At 60.8% G+C, this 20887-nt stretch carries 18 protein-coding genes; 11 read left to right on the forward strand and 7 right to left on the reverse strand.

Annotated elements, in window-relative coordinates; genetic code table 11:
* Positions 1-26: 26 nt before the first annotated feature.
* The 4 genes from ACR0KJ_RS09765 to panB form a co-directional block, all read right to left on the reverse strand.
* The gene (locus ACR0KJ_RS09765; RefSeq protein WP_480626547.1) at positions 27-791 is read right to left on the reverse strand and encodes a caspase family protein; all 765 of its coding nucleotides are present in this window, start codon (positions 789-791) and stop codon (positions 27-29) included.
* A 110-nt stretch (positions 792-901) separates the two neighbouring features.
* Positions 902-2380 (reverse strand): glycerol kinase GlpK, encoded by a 1479-nt coding sequence (gene glpK, locus ACR0KJ_RS09770; protein WP_480626548.1) that lies wholly within the window; start codon positions 2378-2380, stop codon positions 902-904.
* 68 nt (positions 2381-2448) lie between these two features.
* Positions 2449-3291, reverse strand: coding sequence for a pantoate--beta-alanine ligase (gene panC / locus ACR0KJ_RS09775; RefSeq protein WP_480626549.1), 843 nt, complete (start codon positions 3289-3291; stop codon positions 2449-2451).
* The gene (panB, locus tag ACR0KJ_RS09780) at positions 3288-4127 is read right to left on the reverse strand and encodes a 3-methyl-2-oxobutanoate hydroxymethyltransferase (protein WP_480626550.1); all 840 of its coding nucleotides are present in this window, start codon (positions 4125-4127) and stop codon (positions 3288-3290) included. The genes panC and panB overlap by 4 nt, the downstream gene beginning before the upstream one ends.
* A gap of 171 nt (positions 4128-4298) precedes the next feature.
* Between panB and ACR0KJ_RS09785 the strand changes: the two genes are divergently transcribed.
* The 5 genes from ACR0KJ_RS09785 (at position 4299) to ACR0KJ_RS09805 (ending at position 10697) form a co-directional block, all read left to right on the forward strand.
* Positions 4299-5786, forward strand: coding sequence for an ABC transporter substrate-binding protein (locus ACR0KJ_RS09785; RefSeq protein WP_480626551.1), 1488 nt, complete (start codon positions 4299-4301; stop codon positions 5784-5786).
* A 69-nt stretch (positions 5787-5855) separates the two neighbouring features.
* The gene (locus ACR0KJ_RS09790; RefSeq protein WP_480626552.1) at positions 5856-6803 is read left to right on the forward strand and encodes an ABC transporter permease; all 948 of its coding nucleotides are present in this window, start codon (positions 5856-5858) and stop codon (positions 6801-6803) included.
* The gene (locus tag ACR0KJ_RS09795) at positions 6800-7615 is read left to right on the forward strand and encodes an ABC transporter permease (RefSeq protein ID WP_480626553.1); all 816 of its coding nucleotides are present in this window, start codon (positions 6800-6802) and stop codon (positions 7613-7615) included. Before ACR0KJ_RS09790 ends, ACR0KJ_RS09795 begins: the two co-directional genes overlap by 4 nt.
* Positions 7612-9210: an ABC transporter ATP-binding protein gene (locus tag ACR0KJ_RS09800; protein ID WP_480626554.1), complete on the forward strand. Its 1599-nt coding sequence runs from the start codon at positions 7612-7614 to the stop codon at positions 9208-9210. Before ACR0KJ_RS09795 ends, ACR0KJ_RS09800 begins: the two co-directional genes overlap by 4 nt.
* A 35-nt stretch (positions 9211-9245) precedes the next feature.
* The gene (locus ACR0KJ_RS09805; RefSeq protein ID WP_170521206.1) at positions 9246-10697 is read left to right on the forward strand and encodes an aldehyde dehydrogenase family protein; all 1452 of its coding nucleotides are present in this window, start codon (positions 9246-9248) and stop codon (positions 10695-10697) included.
* On the opposite strand, the gene pncB is transcribed toward ACR0KJ_RS09805, so the two are convergent.
* Positions 10694-11986 (reverse strand): nicotinate phosphoribosyltransferase, encoded by a 1293-nt coding sequence (gene pncB / locus ACR0KJ_RS09810; RefSeq protein ID WP_170521208.1) that lies wholly within the window; start codon positions 11984-11986, stop codon positions 10694-10696. The genes ACR0KJ_RS09805 and pncB overlap by 4 nt on opposite strands.
* Before the next feature lie 165 nt (positions 11987-12151).
* Here pncB and ACR0KJ_RS09815 point away from each other — a divergent pair, with 165 nt between their 5' ends.
* The gene (locus ACR0KJ_RS09815) at positions 12152-12682 is read left to right on the forward strand and encodes a hypothetical protein (protein ID WP_170521210.1); all 531 of its coding nucleotides are present in this window, start codon (positions 12152-12154) and stop codon (positions 12680-12682) included.
* On the opposite strand, the gene pncA is transcribed toward ACR0KJ_RS09815, so the two are convergent.
* A complete protein-coding gene (gene pncA, locus ACR0KJ_RS09820; protein ID WP_170521212.1) occupies positions 12679-13272 on the reverse strand; it encodes a bifunctional nicotinamidase/pyrazinamidase in 594 nt (197 codons plus the stop codon). The two genes, ACR0KJ_RS09815 and pncA, sit on opposite strands and share 4 nt — an antisense overlap.
* Positions 13273-13364: 92 nt before the next feature.
* Here pncA and trhO point away from each other — a divergent pair, with 92 nt between their 5' ends.
* Both trhO and ACR0KJ_RS09830 read left to right on the forward strand, forming a co-directional pair.
* Positions 13365-14270, forward strand: a complete 906-nt coding sequence (gene trhO, locus ACR0KJ_RS09825; protein ID WP_170453576.1) for an oxygen-dependent tRNA uridine(34) hydroxylase TrhO — start codon at positions 13365-13367, stop codon at positions 14268-14270.
* Between the two features lie 65 nt (positions 14271-14335).
* A complete protein-coding gene (locus tag ACR0KJ_RS09830; RefSeq protein ID WP_170623288.1) occupies positions 14336-14848 on the forward strand; it encodes a potassium channel family protein in 513 nt (170 codons plus the stop codon).
* A gap of 3 nt (positions 14849-14851) precedes the next feature.
* On the opposite strand, the gene ACR0KJ_RS09835 is transcribed toward ACR0KJ_RS09830, so the two are convergent.
* Entirely contained in the window at positions 14852-15181 is a 330-nt protein-coding gene (locus ACR0KJ_RS09835) for a hypothetical protein (RefSeq protein WP_480626555.1), read from the reverse strand.
* Between the two features lie 188 nt (positions 15182-15369).
* Between ACR0KJ_RS09835 and betB the strand changes: the two genes are divergently transcribed.
* From betB to ACR0KJ_RS09850, 3 genes are all read left to right on the forward strand, one after another.
* Complete coding sequence (gene betB / locus ACR0KJ_RS09840; protein ID WP_480626556.1) at positions 15370-16824, forward strand: betaine-aldehyde dehydrogenase; 1455 nt, start codon at positions 15370-15372, stop codon at positions 16822-16824.
* A 147-nt stretch (positions 16825-16971) separates the two neighbouring features.
* Entirely contained in the window at positions 16972-19413 is a 2442-nt protein-coding gene (locus ACR0KJ_RS09845) for a GcvT family protein (RefSeq protein WP_480626557.1), read from the forward strand.
* Complete coding sequence (locus ACR0KJ_RS09850; RefSeq protein WP_480626558.1) at positions 19410-20765, forward strand: MmgE/PrpD family protein; 1356 nt, start codon at positions 19410-19412, stop codon at positions 20763-20765. The genes ACR0KJ_RS09845 and ACR0KJ_RS09850 overlap by 4 nt, the downstream gene beginning before the upstream one ends.
* The last annotated feature ends 122 nt before the right edge of the window (positions 20766-20887 follow it).

A 20887-nucleotide genomic window follows, 5' to 3' on the forward strand; every position in this document is an offset into this window, starting at 1 on the left:
GCAAAGCCTTGGTCTGAAAGCCTAAATCAGTTGGACGTCGGGTCTCTCATACCGATCCTAAGGTTCAGCGACGACCGCGCCCAGGGGGACTGGACGCCATCCGTTTCGCTGATAACATCCGAGCGCACCTGATCAAACATCTGATCAAGCGACAGGCCCGAGGTCCTGATCCCGCGCGCAATCGCTGCTGTATAAGGGCTGTTGGTTCCGGTCCCATCAAGTGCAACGTCACCGGGGCCTGTGGCATAGGCGATCAGGTTGTTCGTGCGTGCGGTCATACGCGCCAGCCCGTCGCCCACATCCAGAACCACATCCGATTGGCTGCTGAACGGATTGTCGCGGCAGGCGTCAAGGATCATAACGCTTACAGCCTGTGGCGAGTGAAAGCGATCCAAAACCCATTCTGCCGGGACAGCTTCGCCCGCTATGTCAGCCTCGGACTGAATGTTCACACCCAGCGGAAGAAGATAGTTGAAACCATCACTGCGCACCCCGTGTCCCGCGAAATAGAATACGGCCAACGCCTCGGACCCCGCCGCGCGTACTTTGCTGGAAAAGGTTTCGACTTCGCGCATCATCTCTGCGCGGTTCGCATCTGTCAGCGTTGTGACCGAGAAACCGGCGTCGCGCAGTTCATCGCTCATCAATTGCGCGTCGTTCACGGGGTTGTCGAGCGCCGGGACATTTGTGTATCCGGCATTCCCAATCACCAAAGCAAACCGTTCATGCGCCGCTGACGGCCCTGCTAACAGGGCGGTCACGATATAAAATGCTGCAAAAATACGCGTCAATTCGGCCTCCAGGTTTTATGGGTAAACGTCATTCAGGTTTTGCTTCACCGGTATCGCCCGAAGCACAAGGATAGAGCCGCAGAAACCAACCGCCACCCTTGCTCATCCCATTAAAATGCCATCGCTGCCTGTACCGCGCGTTGCCAGCGGGCATAGGCGGCGTCGCGGGCTTCTTGCGCCATCTCCGGTTCAAAGCGTTTGTCCAGTTGCCATGTCTCGGCAAATCCGGCTTGATCGGGGTAAACGCCGGCTCTCATCCCGGCCAGCCACGCCGCGCCCAGAGCGGTTGTTTCCTGCATCACCGGGCGATCCACCGGCGCGCCCAGACAGTTTGACAGCCCTTGCATGGTCCAGTCCGATGCGCTCATCCCGCCATCGACGCGCAGGATCACATCGGCCTCGGCGCCCCAGTCGCCTTGCATGGCGTGCCACAGATCGCGAGTTTGAAAGGCGATGCTGTCCAGTGTGGCGCGGGCAATTTCGGCACGGCCCGAGTTGCGGGTCAGTCCGAACATCGCGCCCCGGCAGTCGGGTTTCCAATAGGGCGCGCCCAGCCCGGTGAAGGCAGGTACCAGCACTACATGCTGGGTCGGATCGGCCTGCGCTGCCAGATCGCCGCTTTGTGGGGCGGCATCTATGATTTTCAGCGCGTCCCGCAACCACTGCACCGCAGCCCCCGCGATGAAGATTGACCCTTCCAGCGCATAGGTCCTCTGCCCGTCCAATTGATAGCCAATGGTTGTCAGCAGGCGGTTTTTCGACGCGACAGGCTGCGTGCCGGTATTCAGCAGCGCGAAACATCCCGTTCCATAGGTCGATTTCATCATGCCGGGCTGGAAACAGGCCTGCCCGATGGTGGCGGCCTGCTGATCCCCAGCAACGCCCAGGATCGGGATATTGCCGCCCAGCAGCGACGTGCTGCCGAAATCCGCCGCGCAATCCAGCACTTGCGGCAGCATCGCCAACGGCACATCCAGAAGCTCGCAAATTTCTGCACTCCACGCGCCCTTGTGGATGTCGAACAAAAGGGTGCGGGCGGCGTTTGTGGCGTCGGTCACGTGGCTGCGCCCTTCGGTCAGACGCCAGATCAGAAAGCTGTCGATGGTGCCGAACAGCAGATCTCCGGCGTCGGCCCGCGCGCGCGCGCCATCGACGGTGTCCAGCAGCCATTTGACCTTGGTGCCCGAGAAATAGGGATCCAGCAGCAGGCCGGTCTGGGCGGTCACGTCATCCTCGCACCCAGCCTGTTTGTAGCGGGCGCAGATCTCGGCGGTGCGACGGTCTTGCCAGACGATGGCGTTGTGGGTCGCCTTACCGGTGGTCTTGTCCCAGACCACGGTGGTTTCGCGCTGGTTGGTGATGCCGATCCCGGCGATCTGGTCGGCTGAGACCTTGCTGGTCTCCATCACCTCGCGGCAGACGGTCAGGACGCTGTCCCAAATATCCTCGACATCATGCTCGACCCAGCCTTCTTGCGGGAAATGCTGTGGAAATTCACGCTGCGCCGTTCCGACACGGTTCATCTGCTCATCGAACAATATCGCGCGTGAGGACGTGGTGCCCTGATCGATTGCCAAAATATAGGTCATGCCTGCGCGCCTCTCCCAAACTGTTTTGCGGGACTTTAGCGCAAACAATGACGCTCGGGCCAGAGCGTTCAGACGGGAATATTGTCGATCAGGCGGATTCCATTCAACCAGGCGGCAGCCAGCAGCCGGGCGGGGCGATCCGGATGGGGCAGGGGTTCAAGCGTTTCGGCGCAATGCAGCTTGAGGTACTCGACCTGCGAAAACCCCGCGGCCAGCAGATCGGCCTGCGCCTGTTGCACCAGCGGATCAAACTCTGCGCCGGTTTTGACCGCCGCCGCCACGTCCCTCATAGCCCTGTTCAGATGCGCGGCCACCTCAAGCGCCTCGGGCGACAGGCGTAAGTTGCGCGAGGACATAGCCAGCCCCGAAGGCTCGCGCACCGTAGGGCAGCCGATCACTTCGATTGGGATGTCCAGATCGCGCGCCATGCGGCGTACGACCAGCAATTGCTGATAATCTTTTTCCCCGAAATACGCCCGATCTGCCTGCGTTTGCAGGAACAGCTTGGAGACCACGGTGGCCACCCCGTCAAAGTGGCCGGGGCGGAATTCGCCCTCAAGCACGTCGGTCAGGCCGGTGACCGAGACATTGGTGGCAAAGCCCTGCGGATAGATCTCGTCGGGCTCGGGCACATAGATTGCATCGACGCCGTAGGGGACCAGCTTTTCCGCGTCCTCAAGTTCGGTGCGCGGGTAATTGGCCAGATCCTCGGGGTTGTTGAACTGTTTGGGGTTCACAAAGATGGTGACGATCACCCGGTCGGTGCCCGCCCGCGCGGCCTCGGCCAGAGACAGGTGGCCCTGATGCAGCGCGCCCATGGTGGGCACAACGCCGATGGTTTCACCCTTGCGGTGCCATTCGCTGGTCAGCGCGCGCAGGTCGGCCAGACGGCGCAGGATCGGTGCGGTCATGATTTGGGGCCTTTGGCGGGGGCCTGATCGGCAAAGACATGCTCGGCTGCCGGGAAGCTGCGCGCGCGGACCTCGGCGGCGTATTCGGCGATTGCAGCCTCGGCCAGTGGACCCAGTTCGGCATAGCGTTTGACGAATTTCGGTTTGAACGCTGCGAAAAAGCCCACCATGTCGTCCACCACCAGAATCTGCCCGTCACACCCGGCAGATGCACCGATGCCGATGGTCGGGATCGCGACCTCGGCCGTGATCTGATCAGCCAGACCTTGAGGCACCTTCTCTAACACGACGGAAAATGCGCCCGCGGTCGCCACCGCATGGGCATCGGCCAAAACGGCCTGTGCCTGTTCGTCGCGGCCCTGCACCTTGTAGCCACCCAGCGTGTTGATCGACTGCGGCGTCAGGCCGATATGCGCCATCACCGGGATACCGCGCTTGACCAGAAAGCGGATGGTCTCGGCCATTTCAACGCCGCCTTCCAGCTTGACCGCACCCGCGCCGGTTTCGGCCATCAGGCGGGCGGCGTTGCGGAACGCTTGCGCCGGGCTTTCCTCGTAGCTGCCAAAGGGCATGTCGATGACCATCATCGCGCTGTTCAAGCCGCGCGCGACGGCCTGACCGTGCAGGATCATCATCTCCATCGTCACGCCAAGGGTCGATTCCAGCCCGTGCAGCACCATGCCGACACTGTCACCGACCAGAACAAAGTCGCAATGGGCGTCCATCAGCCGGGCCATCGGCGTGGTATAGGCGGTCAGGCTGACCAGGGGCTCGCCGCCTTTTCGGGCGCGAATATCCTGGGCGTTCGGGGCTTTCTTGCGGGCGGTGGCGCTCATGCTCGCTCCTCGCGGGGTTCATGTTGCAGCGCGGCATAACAGATCAGGCAGGTCCATAGAAACCCCGGTTGCGCGAACATTTCCTTGAATGACCCAAGGTTTAAAGGAACACTGGCCCAGGAATAACCCGCACAAACGCGGTTACGTTGACTTCAACGGGGAGAGATTTTCATGACAAAGCAGGTGTTTCGAACCTTTGGCTCGGTGCTTGCGCTGAGCGCCGGATTGCTGGCAACGGGCGCGATGGCCAAGTCCGACATTACGATTGCGATGCAGTTGGAACCGCCGCATCTGGATCCAACCAGTGCTGCCGCGCAGGCAATCGATTCGGTGGTTTACACCAATATCTTCGAAGGGCTGACCCGGTTCATGGGCGACGGCTCGGTCGTGCCGGGGCTGGCGGAAAGCTGGGAAATCTCGGATGACGGCACCGTCTATACGTTCAAGCTGCGTGAGGGTGTGACCTTCCATGACGGCAGCACGATGGACGCCGAGGACGTCAAGTTCAGTCTGGACCGCGCCAATGCCGAAGACAGCGCCAACGCGCAGAAAGCGCTGTTTGCCGGGATCGAAAGCGTCGAGGCGGTGGACCCGCTGACCGTCAAGGTCACCCTGTCCGAGCCGAACGGCAATTTCCTGTTCAACATGGCCTGGGGCGATGCGGTGATTGTCGCATCCGAAAGCATCGACGACATCAAGACCAACCCCGTCGGCACCGGAGCCTTTACCTTTGGCGAATGGGTGCAGGGCGACAGCATCACGCTGAACCGCAATCCTGACTATTGGGGCGATCAGCCCGCGTTAGAAACTGCTACGTTCAAGTTCATCTCTGACCCCACTGCCGCCTTTGCCGCCATGATGGCCGAGGATGTGGATGTGTTCGACAATTTCCCCGCGCCCGAGAATCTGCCTCAGTTCGAGGCTGATCCGCGCTTTCAGGTCCTTGTCGGCTCGACCGAGGGGGAAACGATCCTGTCCACCAACAACAAGCAGGCCCCGTTTGACGATATTCTTGTCCGGCAGGCGCTGGCCCATGCAATTGACCGTCAGGCGATCATCGACGGGGCGATGTTTGGCTATGGCACGCCCATCGGTACTCATTTCGCGCCGCATCACCCGGCCTATGTCGATCTGACGGGTCAGTCGGCCTATGACCCGGAAAAGGCCAAAGCGATGCTGGCCGAGGCCGGATATGCGGAGGGGTTCGAGACCACTTTGCACCTGCCGCCTCCGTCATATGCCCGTCGGGGTGGAGAGATCATCGCAGCACAACTGGCCGAGGTTGGGATTACCGCCGAGATCATCAATGTCGAATGGGCGCAATGGCTGGAATCGGTGTTCAAAGGCAAGGATTTCGGCCTGACCATCGTCAGCCATACCGAGCCGATGGATATCGGTATCTATGCCCGGCCTGACTATTACTTCCAGTATGACAGCACCGATTTTCAGGCGCTGATGGATCTGCTGAACACCACAACCGACCCGGACGAACGCACCCGGTTGATGGGCGAAGCACAACGCCTGATCGCCAGCGACTATGTCAACGGATACCTGTTCCAACTGGCCAAGCTGGGCGTGGCCAAGGCTGGCGTGCAGGGGCTGTGGCAGAACGCGCCCACGGCGGCGATTGATCTGACGGCGATCAGTTGGGCCGAGTAAACCGGTGTTTCTGACTGGCAGGCTCATCGTATCGGCCTGCCAGACATATGACCTTAATACAGGCCGGAAATGCTCCGATACGCTCTAAAACGACTGATCTCTTTGATGATCAGCCTTGCTGTCGCCTCAGTGGTGATCTTTGCGGTGATCGAGGTCGCGCCGGGCGATCCGGCCTCGTTCATGCTGGGTGTGAACGCGCAAGAAGACACGCTGGCCGCGCTGCGAGCCGAGTTGGGCTTGGACGGGTCCAAAGTACAGCGGTATTTCAACTGGGTCGGTGGGATGCTGGTGGGGGATTTCGGCACCTCCTACACCTACCGCACGCCGGTCTCGCAGATGATTGCGGATCGGCTTTGGGTATCCCTGCCGCTGGCTTTGTATGCGCTGACCCTGTCGACCCTGATCGCCTTTCCGGCAGGCATCTACGCCGCCGCGCGCCGGGGCAAACCCGGCGATCTGACGGTGATGGGGGCAACGCAACTGGGCATCGCCGTACCGAATTTTTGGTTCGCGATGATGCTGGTGCTGATCTTCGCCATCAACCTACGCTGGTTCAATGCGGGCGGGTTTGCAGGCTGGGACAAAGGGTTCTGGACCGGTATGCATTCCCTGACCCTGCCCGCGATTGCCCTGGCCCTGCCGCAGGCGGCCATTCTGGCGCGTGTGATGCGGTCGTCCTTGCTGGACATTCTGGGCGAGGATTTCATGCGCACCGCACGCGCCAAAGGTCTGTCCCGCCGTCAGGCGCTGTGGCGACATGGGGTTCGAAATGCGCTGATCCCGGTGCTGACCATTATAGGGCTGCAATTCTCTTTCCTGCTGGCCGGGTCGATCATCATCGAACAGGTCTTCTACCTGCCCGGCCTCGGGCGGCTGGTGTTTCAGGCAATCTCGGCCCGTGACCTGATCGTGGTGGAATCGGTGGTCATGTTGCTGGTCTTCGCCGTCATCACCGTGAACTTTCTGGTCGATCTGGCCTATGCCGCCGTTGACCCAAGGCTAAGGAGCCGGACATGAGCCGCAACCTGTTCCTTGGCGCGGTGCTGTCCTCGCTGGTCCTGCTGGCGGCGTTGGTGTCTTTTGTCTGGACGCCGTATGATTTTGCGGCTCTGAACATTCCGCAGAAATTGCAGCCGCCAAGCACACAACACTGGTTCGGCACCGATCATTTCGGGCGCGACATGTTCTCGATGATTATGGTCGGTGCGCGGACGTCGATTGCGGTGGCACTGGTCGCCGTGGGGATTGGCATCGGCTTGGGCGTGCCGCTGGGTCTGACAGCGGCGGCGCGCAAAGGGTTGTGGCTGGATGAGGTCATTATGCGCGGCAATGATCTGGTCTTTGCCTTCCCCTCGCTCGTCATCGCCATCCTGATCACCGCCGTTTTCGGGGTCGGAGCCATCAATGCCATCATCGCCATCGGCATCTTCAACATCCCTGTCTTCGCGCGCATCACCCGAGGGGCCGCGCTGTCACTGTGGGAGCGCGAGTTCATTCTCGCCGCTCGTGTCTCGGGCAAGGGCGCGGCGCGGATATCGGTGGAGCATATCCTGCCCAATGTGGCCAATCTGCTGATCGTCCAAGGCACGATTCAGTTCAGCCTTGGCATTCTGGCAGAGGCGGGCTTGAGCTACGTTGGTCTTGGCGCGCAACCGCCCACGCCAAGCTGGGGTCGGATGCTGGCCGACGCGCAGACAATGGTCAGTTTCACCCCGCATTTGGCCCTGATTCCGGGTCTGGCGATCATCGTCACCGTGCTGGGGCTGAACCTGCTGGGCGATGGTCTGCGCGACTGGCTAGACCCCAGAATCCGGGTGGCGCGGGCATGAGTTTGTTACGGATCGAAAACCTGTCCCTTGGCATCCACGGGGTCGAGATTCTGAAACAGGTCAGCCTGATGATTGCGCCCGGTCAGATCGTGGCGGTGACCGGGGAAAGCGGCTCGGGCAAGTCGATGACGGCGCTGGCCGTGATGCAGTTGTTGCCAAACGGGGCGGACAGTGACGGTTCGATATTGCTGGACGGGCAAGAGATTCTGAACCGGCCCGAGGCTGAGATGTGTGCCCTGCGCGGCGCCTCGATCGGGATGGTGTTTCAGGAACCGATGACCGCGTTGAACCCGGTCAAGACCATTGGTGATCAGGTGATGGAGACCATTCTGATCCACAAAGCGATGCCCCCCGCGCAGGCGCGGGAGCGGGCAGAGGACGTGCTGACGCGCGTCGGCCTGCCACCGGATCGCTTCCCCTTGTCCCGATATCCGCACGAGCTGTCGGGCGGGCAACGTCAGCGCGTGGTCATCGCCATGGCCATAGCCCTGCGCCCCAAACTGCTGATTGCGGATGAGCCGACAACGGCGCTGGATGTGACCACTCAGGCCCAGATTCTGGAGCTGCTCAAGGGGTTGGTGACCGAATATGGTATGGGTCTGCTGATGATTACCCATGATCTGGCCGTTGTCGCCGATATGGCGGATCAGATCGTGGTCATGCGCCATGGCGCGGTGGTCGAAAGCGGTGCGACGGATCATCTGCTGCGCAATATGCAGCACCCGTATACGCGGATGCTGTTCGAGGCGTCGAACCATCAGGTGACACTGCCCGACGCCCAGCAGCCGCAGCCGCTGCTGGAGGTCACGCAGGTGATCCGCGACTATCGCCTGCCCCGCAAAGGCCTGTTCGACGCGCCGGGCCATACCCGCGCTGTGGATGGCGTCAGCTTCACCCTCAACCGGGGCGAGCGGCTGGGGCTGGTCGGAGAGTCCGGATGCGGGAAATCGACCCTAACACGGGCTATTTTGGGGTTGGAAGAGGTTCAATCCGGTGACATCCGGCTGGACGGTCAGCCGGTTTTTTCAGGCCACAAACCCAACCCGGCGGTGCGCCGCAAGATGCAGGTGGTGTTTCAGGACCCCTATGGCAGTTTCAACCCGCGCCACCGCGTTGCGCGGCTGATTACGGAACCTTTTCACCTGCTCGAAACCCCTCCCAAAGGGGCAGAGCGGCAGGATCGGATTGCCGAAATGCTGACCGCCGTGGGGCTGCGTCCTGAGGACGCCGACAAGTACATCCACGAATTCTCGGGTGGGCAGCGGCAGCGGGTTGCCATCGCCCGTGCACTGATCATCCGCCCAGAACTGATCCTGTTTGATGAGGCGGTTTCGGCCTTGGACGTTTCGGTCCGGGCGCAGATTCTGGACCTGCTGGCCGAACTTTGCTCGGCCTATGATTTGACCTACCTGTTCATCAGTCACGACCTGAGCGTCGTGCGCACAATTACGGACAGGGTGATGGTCATGCAGGCCGGGAAGATCGTTGAACAGGGCGAGACCGAGCAGGTCTTCACCCACCCGCGCCATCCCTACACCCAAAAACTGATCTCGGCCGCGCCGCAATTGCCTGAGATCGGGAAGGGTGCCTCATGAGTTTTCCCGTATTAGAGCCGAAATAGGAGCTTCCGATGACCGACCCGATTTGGTTTGATCCCAGCCTCTGTCTGATCGGAGGCATATGGCAGTCGCCGGACGGGGGACAATCGCTGCCCTTGGTCAACCCGTCCGATGGATCGGAAATCTGCCGCATCGCGCGGAGCGGTGCCGCAGATATGGATGCGGCAGTCACGGCGGCCCGATCTGCATCGGACGGCGACTGGGGCCAAATGCCCGCGTTCGAGCGGGGGCGCATCCTGAGCCGCCTGGGGCGGTTGGTTCAGGAACGGGTCGAGGATATGGCTGCCTTGGAGGCGATGGATGTTGGTAAACCGCTGACTCAGGCGCGCGCGGATGCTGTCGCTCTGGCGCGGTATTGTGAGTTCTACGGTGGCGCGGCGGATAAGGTGATGGGCGAGACGATCCCGTATCTGGACGGCTATACGGTTTACACTCTGCGAGAATCGCATGGCGTGACCGGTCATATCGTGCCCTGGAACTATCCGATGCAAATCATAGGCCGCTCGGTCGGGGCGGCGCTGGCCATGGGCAATGCCTGTGTCCTGAAACCGGCGGAAGAGGCTTGCCTGACCGCGCTGGCCTTTGCCCATCTGGCGACCGAGGCCGGGCTGCCTGTCGGGGCGCTGAATGTCGTGCCCGGATTGGGGGCCGAGGCCGGGGCCGCGCTGTCCGGGCATCCGGGCGTCGATCATATCTCGTTCACCGGGTCGGTCGCGACGGGCGCTTTGGTGCAGCAGGCGGCGGGGCGGAATGTGATCCCCGTGACGCTGGAATTGGGCGGGAAATCCCCGCAACTGGTCTTTGACGACGCCGATCTGGATGCGGCTCTGCCGTTTCTGGTCAATGCAGGCATTCAGAACGCCGGGCAGACCTGTTCGGCCTCGTCCCGCATTTTGGTGCAGCGTGGCGTTTATGAGCAAGTCAGGGCACGGATGGCCGAAGCCTATGGCCAACTGACCGTGGGTCCGGCGATGGATGATCTGCGGGTGGGCCCCCTGATCTCGGACCGGCAAAAAACCATCGTCTCGGGTTTTCTGGCGAACGGGGGCGATCTGACCATCGCCGCGCAGGGGCAGATCACCGCAGCTGCGCCTGAGACCGGGGCCTATGTCCGACCAACCCTGTTCGCGGACGTGCCCGCCGATCACGTTTTGGCGCAGGATGAGATATTCGGCCCGGTTCAGGTTCTGATCCCGTTCGACACGGAAGATGAGGCTCTAACCATTGCCAACAGCACCGACTATGGCCTTGTCGCCAGCATCTGGACCCGCGATGGCGCGCGGCAGATGCGGTTGGCGAAACGCCTGCGCTCGGGTCAGGTGTTTATCAACAACTATGGGGCCGGGGGCGGCGTCGAATTGCCATTTGGTGGGGTCGGTAAATCCGGTCACGGTCGCGAAAAAGGGTTCGAGGCGCTCTATGGCTTTTCGCAACTCAAGACCGTTGCGGCCTATCACGGCTAGACGATTACCTCGATCGCCTTCTGCGCGCCAACCCCGAACACCCGCTTGTAGCGGTCGATCTGATCCGCCGGTCCCATCGCCTTTTCCGGGTTGTCCGACAATTTGACCGTCGGTCGCCCGTTGGCCGAGATCGCCTTGCACACCAGTGAAAACGGCGCAAGCGCGTCGCCCGGTACCAGACCGCGAAAGTCATTTGTCAGCAGAGTGCCCCAACCGAAAGAGATATTGGCGCGGTCCGCAAACTGGCTGTGCAATTCCTTGATCTTGTCCACGTCCAACCCGTCCGAGAAGATGATCCGCTTTTGCGTCGGATCCTCACCGCGGGATTTCCACCAGTCGATGGCCACTTCGGCCCCGGCAGCGGGATCGCCGCTATCGACCCGGATCCCGGTCCAGCCGGCCAGCCAATCGGGTGCGCGATCCAGAAACCCTTTGGTGCCGTAGGTGTCGGGCAGGATAATTCTCAGGTTGCCGTCATGCTCATCATGCCAGTCGCTGAGGACATCGTAGGGGGCCTGCGCCAATTCCTCATCCGTGTCGGCCAGCGCGGAATAAACCATGGGCAGTTCGTGGGCGTTGGTGCCAATGGCTTCAACCTCGCGCCGCATGGCGATCAGGCAGTTCGAGGTGCCGGTGAAGGACGATCCCAAGCCTTCGATCATCGCCTGAACGCACCAATCCTGCCACAGGAAGGAATGCCGCCGCCTTGTCCCGAAATCCGCAATCCCCAGCCCTTCGATCGAGCCAAGCTGCGCGATCTTCTCCCACAACCGCGTCATGGCCTGAGCGTAAAGCACCTGCAATTCAAACCGGCGCATCTGGTTCAGCACGGCGCGCGAGCGCAGTTCCATCAACACGGCCAAAGCGGGGATTTCCCACAGCATGACCTCATGCCATTTGCCTTCAAACGTCAGCTCGTACTGATCACCCTTCCGCTCAAGATGATAGGGCGGCAGGCGTGTGTTCTCGAACCACTCCATGAAATCCGACCGGAACATCTGCCGTTTGCCGTAAAACATATTGCCCCGCAGCCAGGTGCTTTCCCCCCGGCTGAGGCTGAGCGAACGGATGTGATCCAGCTGTTCCCGCAACTCTCCTTCATCGATCAAATTGGCCAAAGGCACGTGATTCGACCGGTTGATCAGTGAAAATTCGACATTTGTTTGAGGCTTATTTCGAAACACTGACTGGCACATCAGCAGTTTGTAGAAATCTGTGTCGATCAAAGACCGAACAATCGGGTCGATCTTCCATTTGTGGTTGTAGACACGGGTCGCGATATCGACCATGGGGAACTCCTGCGATTTCCGTTGTTAGATCAATCAGCACGGGGAATGGCAAGAGTCGCTGATCTGGTGACAATGCCCGCTTGACGTCACAAAGCGGGCATATTGTTTGGTCTTATCACCGATTAGTGAAGGTGTGGGATGGAAGAATAAGGCTGTTAGTGGTGTATGAGTCTTCGGTACGACTTTGATATTGTAAGGAAAGCACTGGACGAACAAACGCCTGACGCGCCGCCGACCTCTGGTCTGGACGGGGGTCAGGTGATTGCGCTGTTTCGGGATGTTAAGACGTCTGATGCGCTGCGCGGGGCGTCGCCCAAGATCCGCAAGATGTTTGAGGATGCGGGCTTCGGGTTGGCGGCGCATGACAGTGGAATTGCGCCTGACGTCTACCCACCTGCGGACCAGCCCGAGCGCGAACGCATCCTGTCGGCGCTGTTCGCCAGTATCAAAAGTCAGGGCGTTCAGGGCGAATACAGCGGCGAGTTCGATTTCATGCAGTTTCTGGATCACGTCCAGCGGGCGCGCCCGGTGCAGGGCGTTGTGCGATCCGAGCCTGTTGCTCAGCCCCCGATGCCAACCCCGGTCAGCCGGTCCAAACGGCGCGCGATTCCGGGGCGGATCGGCTTCGCCCTTGGTCTGGCCGTAATCCTGTTTGTGCTGTTCAAATTCCTCGAAGCGGCGGGTGCCGGGAGTTAAACCAGTTTGACCCCGGCCTGACGCATCGCCTGTTCGGCTGCCGCCATCGACCCGTCCATATCGATGCCCCGGCAGGCATCCAGCCGGACGGTGACATCCAGACCCAGTCGCGCCGCATCCACGGCCGAGTAATGCACGCAGAAATCCGTGGCCAACCCAACCAGAGTCACGCGCGACAGGCCCCGCGTTTCCAGATACCCTTTCAGGCCCGTCGGCGTTGTCTGATCGTTTTCAAAAAAGGCTGAATAGCTGTCGATGGCACTGCGAAACCCTTTGCGGATGATCAGGTCCGCATCGGTGCGCAGGTCGGGGTGAAACGCGGCGCCCTGACTGCCCTGAACACAGTGATCGGGCCACAGGACCTGCGGGCCATAGGGCATTTCGATCACCTCGAACGGGGATTTGCCGGTGTGTGAGCTGGCAAAGCTGGAATGACCCGCCGGATGCCAGTCCTGCGTCAGGATGACGGCGTCGAAATCACCCATCATGGCGTTGATCGGGGCCACGACCTCATCCCCGCCTGCGACGGCCAGCGCGCCACCGGGGCAGAAATCGTTCTGGACGTCGATTACGATCAGGGCGTGGGTCATCGCGGTCTCCTTTGATCTATCGGTACGGCGTGCTGCGGGGGGCGTCAATCCGGTCACTTGCGACTCTGCGCGCGCGGGTTTAGACCGCGCGCATGTATACGATCGCTGCCCTCTATCACTTCACCCGCTTTTCGGATCATGCCGCCCTGCGCGACCCGCTGTTGGAGCTTTGCCGCGCCCAGTCGGTCAAAGGCACCTTGCTGCTGGCGCAAGAGGGGATCAACGGCACCATCGCAGGCCCGCGCGCCGGGATCGATGCTGTGCTGGCGCATATCAAGGCACTGCCCGGATGTGCGGACCTTGAGTGGAAAGAGGCGACCGCAGACCATCCGCCATTCGGCAAGATGAAAGTGCGCCTGAAAAAAGAGATCGTGACCATGGGCCAGCCAGATGTCGATCCGCGCGCGCGCGTCGGCAACTATGTCGAGCCGGAGGACTGGAACGACCTGATCCGGTCCGACGATGTGGTGGTGATCGACACGCGTAACGATTACGAGGTGGCGATTGGCACGTTTGAGGGCGCAATAGACCCTGAAACCGCCAGTTTCCGCGAATTTCCCGCCTGGTGGGAAGAAAACAAGGACCGCTTCCACAACAAGCGCGTAGCCATGTTCTGCACCGGCGGTATCCGCTGCGAGAAATCGACCAACTACCTGCTGGGGCAGGGGGTCGAGGATGTCTATCACCTGAAAGGCGGCATCCTGCGCTATTTGGAAGAGATGCCAAAGCAGGACAGCACCTGGCAGGGTGAATGCTTTGTGTTCGACAATCGCGTCTCGGTGGGGCATGGGCTGGTCGAAGGCCCTCATAAGCTGTGCCATGGCTGCCGCCGCCCGATCCTGCCCGAAGATATGAAGCGACCCGAATACGAACACGGCGTGACCTGTCATCGCTGTATCGATGAGACTTCAGAGGCCGACAAGGCGCGCTTTCGCGAACGGCAAAAGCAGATCCTGCTGGCGCGCAAACGTGGTGTTGAACACTTGGGTTCCGATTAAATTCGGCTTGCAGGCCCGCGGCTTAGACCGGATGATCGCAGGCAGACCAGCCTGACGGAGTGTCCATGCACCGCGAACCCACAACCCTTGCTGAATGGAAATCCACCCTTCTGGCCGCGCTGGGGCTGGTGCTGGCTAGCTTTCTGGCCTGGTTCGGGTTGTCGCGCCTGAGTGAAGCAACAGCCGGGGATACCATCGGCTCGATTGCCTCGGTCGGTCTGCTGCTCTGGATCGTTTCGCAATCCTGGTACTACATGACACAGGTGAAATCGCCGCGTCGGCTGCTGTTCCTGATGGGCGTTTCGTTCATTCAGGTCGTGCCGTTCTTGTTCGCCGCTGTGTATGGTGCGTTTGGATACAACGACAACTGCGTGATTGGCGCGCAGGGTCCGGCGGATATTCTGTATTTCTCCTACGTGACCTTCACCACCGTCGGATACGGTGACATGTCCCCGACGGGGTTGTGCCGTGGTCTTGCCGTGGCCGAAGCGGTGACCGGATACATTCTGCTGGGAATGTTCGTTGCTGCTGCGGTTGCGCTTTACGCGCGCAATCACGGTCAAAATGACCCGAATTAGAGCCTATTTGTTCTGATCAATCCAACGCGACATCATTCGCTTGTCACGAAAGCACTCAGACGGGATCGGGCGTCGCTTGCTGCGCGAAATACGTTCGGCAAAGGCGACCTGTTTGCCGGTCGGGTAGTTGTCGAATTGCGAGGTCGCACGGGGTTTGTGCGCCGATATCCAGTCTGACAGCATTTTTCGGTCACGCTGCACGTCGACTGGGATTTCCAATGCCGACCGTTCAGCAATCGCTTGGGCATAGCGCATTTGCCGGTCCGTGACCGGAAGCAGGTGATAATCGTTGTTCGGGCCGCCAAGGGCAGAATTGCGCATCTGTTGGGCCATCGGTTCGTCCTCTGACTATGTAGAACATAAATAGAACATTAACCAAAAAATTCAAGGGGAGCCCCGGGCACGCAGGCGTCATCCTGCCGTCGGTTGGTTTTTATTGACTGGTCAATCAACAACCGATAGGCCGGGGTAAACTGCCCCTCGCGCCGTGCATTGGCGCATCAGACCAAGAGGAACCCGGTATGAAGTTTCAACCCAAGGCCAGTCATTTCATCAACGGTGCCTATGTCGAAGACACCAACGGCGCGCCGATTGACGTCATCTACCCGGCGACCGGAGAGGTCATCGCGCGCCTGCACTCGGCCACGCCCGAGATTGTTGAACAGGCTCTGACAAGCGCAAAAGCCGCTCAGGCGTCTTGGGCCGCGATGTCCGGAACCGAGCGGGGCCGCATTCTGCGCCGCGCTGCGGACATCATGCGCGAGCGGAACCGCGAATTGTCAGTCCTGGAAACGCATGACACCGGCAAGCCCCTGCAGGAAACGCTGGTGGCAGACGCAACCAGCGGCGCTGACGCTTTGGAGTATTTCGGGGGTCTGACGGCCTCGCTGACCGGCGAGCATATCCCGCTGGGTGGGGGCGATTTCGTTTATGCTATCCGCGAGGCGCTGGGCGTTTGCGTTGGCATCGGTGCGTGGAACTATCCGACCCAGATCGCCTGCTGGAAAGGGGCCCCGGCGCTGGCTTGCGGCAATACGATGATCTTCAAACCTTCGGAAACCACGCCCCTGTCGGCGCTGCAAGTGGCCGAGATTCTGATCGAAGCAGGGGCGCCCAAGGGGGTCTACAACGTGGTGCAGGGCTATGGCGATGTGGGTGCCTCGCTGGTGACCGATCCGCGTGTCGCTAAAGTCTCGCTGACCGGGTCGGTGCCGACGGGCCGTAAGGTCTATGCCGCTGCAGCGGATGGGATGAAGCACGTGACCATGGAACTGGGCGGCAAATCCCCGATGATCGTGTTCGACGACGCCGATATCGAAAACGCTGTCTCGGGCGCGATTCTGGGCAACTTCTATTCCTCGGGGCAGGTTTGTTCCAACGGCACGCGTGTATTTGTGCAAAAGGGCATCAAAGAGGCGTTCCTGACCCGCCTGTCCGAACGTCTGGCCACTGCCAAAATTGGCGACCCGCTGGATGAAGAGGTCAATTTCGGCCCCATGGTCAGCGAAAACCAGATGAACATCGCGCTAGGCTATATCGAAAAGGGCAAGGCCGAAGGCGCGCGTCTGGTCTATGGCGGTGAGCGGATCGAGGGCGACGGGTTCTACATGCAGCCCACCGTTTTTGCCGACGTCACCGACGACATGACCATCGCGCGCGAGGAGATCTTTGGCCCGGTCATGTCGGTTCTGGATTTCGACACCGAGGCCGAGGTTCTGGACCGCGCCAATGACACCGAGTTTGGTCTGGCCGCCGGGGTCTTTACCAATGACCTGACCCGCGCCCACCGCATCGTCGCCGGGTTCGAGGCGGGGACCTGCTACATTAATACATATAATCTGGCCCCGGTCGAAGCGCCCTTTGGCGGATCGAAAATGTCGGGTGTCGGGCGCGAAAATTCAAAGCAGGCGATCAACCATTTCAGCGAAATGAAGACGGTCTACGTGTCCATGAACGACGTCGAGGCGCCGTACTGAGTGAATTTCGCATGAGATAGGCTCATGCCAATAAATTCTGTTCCCGACATTTCGCGTCGGGAACAGAACACATGCCCCTTCCAACCTATGGCTGACTTACCTGTAACCGTGCCGCTCTGACCGCGCCCGCTTTACAGGAGAGACCCCATGAAAACCCACGCACAGGCCGTCGTTATCGGAGGGGGCCTTGTTGGTTGTTCAATCCTTTACCATCTGGCCAAGCTCGGCTGGACTGACGTTGTTCTGCTGGAACGGGATGAGCTGACGTCAGGCTCGACCTGGCACGCGGCGGCCAACATCCACGGGCTGCATGACAACAACAATGTCACGCGGATCCAGCACTACACGATGAACCTGTATAAAGAGCTGGAAAAGGAAACCGGTCAGGGCTGCGGTGTGTTCCAGCCGGGCTCGCTTTATCTGGCTCAAACCGAAGACCGCGAGCATCAGTTGCGGTTGCAAGAGGCCAAGGCGCGGTTCTACGGCCTGAACTTCTATGAGATCAGCCGCGAGCAGGCCAAGGAACTGCACCCGCTGGCGCAGTTCGATGATATCCGTTGCATCATGTACGAACCCGATGGCGGCAATGTCGATCCGTCCGGCGTAACCATGGCCTATGCCGCTGGCGCGCGGGCTATGGGTGCCACGATTGAGCGCTTTTGCCCTGTAATAGGGACTGAACAACAGCCAGATGGTTCTTGGATCGTGCGGACCGAAAAGGGTGACATCCACGCGCAATGGGTGGTCAATGCCGGGGGCCTCTGGGGGCGCGAGGTTGCGGCGCTGGCCGGGATCGAACTGCCGTTGCAGCCAACCGAGCATCAGTATTTCGTGACCGAGGCCATCGACGAAGTGGCCAATTTGGGCCGCCGTCTGCCGTCGATCGCGGACCGGGATGGCGAGTATTACTTCCGTCAGGAAGGCAACGGCCTGCTGATCGGGGCCTATGAGAAAGACATGCGGTTCTGGGCCGAAAACGGCACGCCGCTGGATTTCGCGCATGATCTGTTCCCTGACGATCTGGATCGGATCATGGAAAACGTGATCCGCGCCACCGAACGTGTTCCGGTTGCCGCCACCGCGGGCGTCAAACGCGTCATCAACGGCCCGATGATCTGGTCGCCGGATTCCAACGCGATCTGGGGCCCGGTACCCGAGCTACAGAACTATTTCTGCTGCACCGGTATCATCCCAGGCTTTTCGCAATCCGGCGGGCTGGGCCTGTTGGCGGCGCAATGGATGATCGAGGGCGAGCCGCAATACGACATGTTCGCCTGGGATCTGGCCCGCTTTGGTGATTGGGCCGACAAAAAATTCACCAGGGCGCGGGTCGAAGATCAGTATTCGCATCGCTTCGCCATCCACTTCCCGAACGAGGAACGCAGCGCCGGTCGTCCCGCCCGCGTGCGCCCGGCCTATGAGATGCAAAAGGATATGGGCTGCGTGTTCGGCCTGAACTGCGGCTGGGAACATCCGCTGTGGTTTGCCGACCAGCCCGGCACGGTCGAAACCAACGGCTTCACCCGCCAGAACTGGTGGGAGCCGGTCGGGCGTGAAGTTCAGATGTTGCGGGACGCGGTCGGCGTGATCGATATCTCGAACTTTGCCAATTACGTGATCAAGGGCCCCGGCGCCGATGATTGGCTGGATCGTCTGGTCGCCAATCGTGTCCCGACCGAGGTCGGGCGGTCCTGCCTGACCCCTTTGATCTCGGTGCGCGGTGGTGTGGCCGGGGATTTCACCATCACCAAGGTTGCCGAAGACGAATATATGATGATCGGCTCGGGCATGGCCGAGCGCTATCACCAGCGTTTCTTCAACATGGTCGACCTGCCCGACGGTACCACGCTGGACGTCGCGACCGACCGGATCGCCGGATTCAACGTGGCCGGTCCGAAATCCCGCGATGTCCTGCAACGCCTGACCAACGCGGACCTGTCGAACGAGGCGTTCCGCTTCATGCGCTCGCAAACCATCGAAGTCGCAGGCGTTACCTGCCTGGCGATCCGTGTCAGCTTTACGGGCGATCTGGGGTGGGAGCTGCATTGTGCTGAATCCGACCAAATCAGGCTCTATTCAGCGCTTTTGGAGGCCGCGAAGGACCATGGCGGCGGCCCGGTTGGCGGCCGCGCGCTGGGGTCGCTGCGGATCGAAAAGGGCTATGGTTCCTGGGGGCGCGAATATTCTCAGGAATACTGGCCGCAAGAGGTTGGCCTTGCGGGCCTGATCAAACTGGACAAGGACTTCCTGCACAAAGACGCGTATCTGTCCATCAAGGACAATGCCGCGCGTGAGGTCCTGTCGAACTTCGAGGTTGACGCCGCAGATGCCGACGCCAGCGGGGGTGAGCCGATCTTTGCCCCGGATGGCACGCCGGTGGGCCGCGTGACCTCGGGCGCATACGGCTATTCGGTCGGAAAATCGCTGGCCATCGGCTATGCCGACCCTAAGGTGGCCAAACCCGGCGATACGGTCGAGATTTACATTCTTGGCAAACCCCACAAGGCCAAGATCCTGTCAGACCCCCCGTTCGATCCGGCAGGCCACCGTTTGCGTGACGTGAAACCGGTGATGGAGGGCGCGGCGTGACCAACAGCTTCGCCCGTGTTGCCGATTTTGCGCTGACGCGGGCGGCTGCCGACATGCCGACCAGCGCGCAGGAGGCTGCGGCGCTGATGATGCTGGACACGATGGGCATCCTGATCGCCGCGGGACCGATGGAGGCGGGCGTGATCGCGCGCGACACCGCAGCGCTGCTGTATGCCAGTTCCGATCCGTCCTTCAGCGCGCGCATGATGTTCGATGGCCGTTCGGTCAGCATGGCGGGCGCGGCTTATGCGGCGGCAACGCAGACCGACAATCTGGACGGGCATGACGGCTATAACCCGACCAAGGGGCATATCGGTGTTGTGGTTCTGCCCGCGCTGGCGGCTTTGGCTGAACATTGCCCCAATCTAACGGGCCCCGAGGCCCTGGCTGCGGTGATCACCGGTTACGAAATCGCAGGCCGCGCGGGGCTTTCGCTGCATGACAGCGTCAGTGATTACCACACGTCCGGCGCCTGGAATGCCTTGGGTGTGGTCGCCATGGCCGCACGTTTGCGCGGGCATGATGACGACCAGTTGCGGCAGGCGCTGGGCATTGCCGAATACCACGGGCCGCGCAGCCAGATGATGCGCGAGATTGCGAACCCTACCATGCTGCATGACGGCTCGGGCTGGGGGGCAATGGTCGGTGTTTCAGCCGCTGTTCTGGCCGAGCGTGGATTTACCGGGGCCCCCGCGATCACGATTGAGGCGGACAGTGCGGCCCCGCATTGGGACGATTTGGGCAGGTTCTGGCAGGTCGAGCATCAATATGTTAAACCCTATCCGATTTGTCGGTGGGCGCATGCTGCTATCGACGCGCTTAGGGCTGTCATGATCGACCACGATTTGACCCATGATCAGATCAAATCGGTGCAGATCAACAGTTTCCATCAGGCGGCCTGCCTGTTTGCAGGTGTCCCGCAAACAACGTCGCAAGCCCAATACTCTCTGCCATTTGCGGCCGCTGTTCACGCGATTTATGGCCGTATCGGCGTCGAACATATCTCGGGCACCGGACTGTCTGAGCCGGTCGTCGCTCGGTTCATGTCGCGCATAAAGGTCACGGAACGTAATCGGCATTCTGCCCGTTTTCCCGAAGGGCGCTGGGCGGATGTCGAGATCGAAACCACCGACGGGCGCGTTCTGCACTCCGGAGACACCCATGCCCGAGGCGGGCCGGAATCGCCAATCTCGCGGCAAGAGGTGATCGAGAAGTACACGCAATTTGCCGCTCCGGTCATCGGCCCAACCCGCGCCGAGCAAATCCGCACGGCAATACTGGGCTGGACCAATCCACATTCTCGCTACGCGGATCTGGCCGAGTTGCTGTATCAGCCACCGCTCGGAGGATAAGGCAGGTTGGCCTGCTCGGGGCACAATTTATTCACTGAATACTGACCCCTTGCTGTTCGAACCAGTTCCTTGTCACGAACGGATCAGGCCCAAAAAGCGATAGGCTGCGACACTCAGATCAA

This window comes from Ruegeria sp. AD6 (assembly GCF_056542325.1).

Coding starts and splice junctions, on each gene's coding strand:
- glpK (WP_480626548.1), bottom strand. CDS start 2,380: ATGACCTATATTTTGGCAATCGATCAGGGCACCACGTCCTCACGCGCG.
- panC (WP_480626549.1), bottom strand. CDS start 3,291: ATGACCGCACCGATCCTGCGCCGTCTGGCCGACCTGCGCGCGCTGACC.
- panB (WP_480626550.1), bottom strand. CDS start 4,127: ATGAGCGCCACCGCCCGCAAGAAAGCCCCGAACGCCCAGGATATTCGC.
- ACR0KJ_RS09785 (WP_480626551.1), top strand. CDS start 4,299: ATGACAAAGCAGGTGTTTCGAACCTTTGGCTCGGTGCTTGCGCTGAGC.
- ACR0KJ_RS09790 (WP_480626552.1), top strand. CDS start 5,856: ATGCTCCGATACGCTCTAAAACGACTGATCTCTTTGATGATCAGCCTT.
- ACR0KJ_RS09795 (WP_480626553.1), top strand. CDS start 6,800: ATGAGCCGCAACCTGTTCCTTGGCGCGGTGCTGTCCTCGCTGGTCCTG.
- ACR0KJ_RS09800 (WP_480626554.1), top strand. CDS start 7,612: ATGAGTTTGTTACGGATCGAAAACCTGTCCCTTGGCATCCACGGGGTC.
- ACR0KJ_RS09805 (WP_170521206.1), top strand. CDS start 9,246: ATGACCGACCCGATTTGGTTTGATCCCAGCCTCTGTCTGATCGGAGGC.
- pncB (WP_170521208.1), bottom strand. CDS start 11,986: ATGGTCGATATCGCGACCCGTGTCTACAACCACAAATGGAAGATCGAC.
- ACR0KJ_RS09815 (WP_170521210.1), top strand. CDS start 12,152: ATGAGTCTTCGGTACGACTTTGATATTGTAAGGAAAGCACTGGACGAA.
- pncA (WP_170521212.1), bottom strand. CDS start 13,272: ATGACCCACGCCCTGATCGTAATCGACGTCCAGAACGATTTCTGCCCC.
- trhO (WP_170453576.1), top strand. CDS start 13,365: ATGTATACGATCGCTGCCCTCTATCACTTCACCCGCTTTTCGGATCAT.
- ACR0KJ_RS09830 (WP_170623288.1), top strand. CDS start 14,336: ATGCACCGCGAACCCACAACCCTTGCTGAATGGAAATCCACCCTTCTG.
- ACR0KJ_RS09835 (WP_480626555.1), bottom strand. CDS start 15,181: ATGGCCCAACAGATGCGCAATTCTGCCCTTGGCGGCCCGAACAACGAT.
- betB (WP_480626556.1), top strand. CDS start 15,370: ATGAAGTTTCAACCCAAGGCCAGTCATTTCATCAACGGTGCCTATGTC.
- ACR0KJ_RS09845 (WP_480626557.1), top strand. CDS start 16,972: ATGAAAACCCACGCACAGGCCGTCGTTATCGGAGGGGGCCTTGTTGGT.